This is a genomic window from Sphingobacterium sp. UBA6317 (assembly GCF_002440385.1).
Classification (GTDB): domain Bacteria; phylum Bacteroidota; class Bacteroidia; order Sphingobacteriales; family Sphingobacteriaceae; genus Sphingobacterium; species Sphingobacterium multivorum.
On record NZ_DJTD01000054.1, the window covers coordinates 62,986 to 64,621 of the forward strand.

Annotated in this window: 2 protein-coding genes; both read right to left on the bottom strand. The window is 37.1% G+C overall.

All coding sequences use genetic code 11. The features are described from left to right. Window positions 1–26: 26 nt before the first annotated feature. Window positions 27–551 carry a glutathione peroxidase gene (locus B3E92_RS18845; protein ID WP_070566033.1) on the bottom strand — a complete coding sequence of 175 codons (525 nt, stop codon included), beginning with the start codon at window positions 549–551 and terminating at the stop codon, window positions 27–29. Window positions 552–562: 11 nt separating this feature from the next. Beyond that, window positions 563–1,429 (bottom strand): N-acetylglucosamine kinase, encoded by an 867-nt coding sequence (locus tag B3E92_RS18850; RefSeq protein WP_070566035.1) that lies wholly within the window; start codon window positions 1,427–1,429, stop codon window positions 563–565. Between the last annotated feature and the right edge of the window lie 207 nt (window positions 1,430–1,636).

Here is a 1,636-nt window from a genome sequence, read left to right on the forward strand (position 1 = left end):
GCAGCTTTTTTACTTTGTTATTTTTACTATTTCTTGTTTTCCACCCAGTTTACAATAGCAGGGTCCAGCGGATTCGTCGCAGAACGGAAACGATGGACAAGTTTGCCGTTCTCATCAATCAAAAACTTTTCAAAGTTCCATTTGATATCACCTTTAAAATCTGGGTTCTCCTGAGCGGTCAAATATTTAAACAAGGGTGAAATTTGATCTCCTTTTACATCGACCTTTTCGGCCATTAAAAAATCAACACCATAATTTTGTTCACAAAACTCTTGAATCTGCGCATTTGAACCCGGTTCCTGTTGTCCAAAATTATTTGCCGGAAAGCCAATAATAACGAGCTTATTGCCATAGGTCTTGTGCAATTCCTCCAAATCTTTGTACTGTTTTGTGAAACCACATTTTGAGGCAGTATTCACGATCAATATTTTCTTCCCCTTGAAATCGGACATTTTCACTTCTTGCCCTTCAAGTGTCGTAAACTTAAAATCATAAAAGTTGGGATTGCCAAATAACATTGACATATACACCATAATAGTTGCAATAATCATATTTAATTATTTTAAAGACTTAACAATGAATTACTTTCTCTTTCCAATACCGCATCAAAAAGCTCGTTGATAGGAGATTTTAAAATGGTCCCTACCTGTATCTGATGTGCTTCACAGACTTCCCGCAAGATTAAATCAAAACTATACGCAATAGAACCCACAAAGTGACATGCATATTTATTATAGTCTGGATAGGTCAAAATCGAAGCTTGAACAAATTCTTCGAATCCACTCTTTACCAGATCTATAATATAGGGATGGGTAATATTATCGGACATGAACGGCGCAAAAGATGCTAAGAAAGCATTTGGACGTTCTTTTTGATAAACATTTTTGATGACAATCTCTTTATTGATTCTGTATTTGTTCGCAAATTTTTCGTTCAGATCTTTCGGCATACGGCCATATAGGAAAAGCCTGACCAGGTTTTTTCCAAAATATGCCCCCGACCCCTCATCACCTAATACGTAGCCATTTCCATTATGTGAGGGCATAAGCTCCTCCCCGTCAAAAAAACTCAAATCAGACCCCGTCCCCAATGTCGCTACATAACCTTTTTTATTACCACAGGTCGCTAAGGCACTACCAAAAAGATCGTTCTCAACAGAAATGTAAGCGTTTTCGAATAAGGGTGTCAATGCATTTGAAACCATTTCCCGACGATCGGGCGTAATGCATCCCGCACCAAAAAAATACAACTCAGTAACTTCATCGGCATAGGGAATAATTTCGGGTATTTCCTTAATAACACGTGTGATTTCCTTTTCATTCACAAAAAAAGGATTAAGTCCATTTGTACTGAATGAGATAGGCGCACTATCTGGCAATTCCAACTTCCAATCCGACTTTGAAGAGCCGCTATCAACAACTAAGATCATACAAATTCTTGATTATTTTCCCCCTATAAACTACTGTATCAAACTTAGCAAAAATTCTGATAAAAAACAGATTTTTTGCTTCATCTCCCCAGCCCAATTAAAACCGTCGTTTTATCCAAAGCAGCAATTTTGCCATCGAATTATACCTCATTTCTTAAATAAATTTATGTATATTGGAGGATACTATCAGCTGCTTCCTGTCATCAT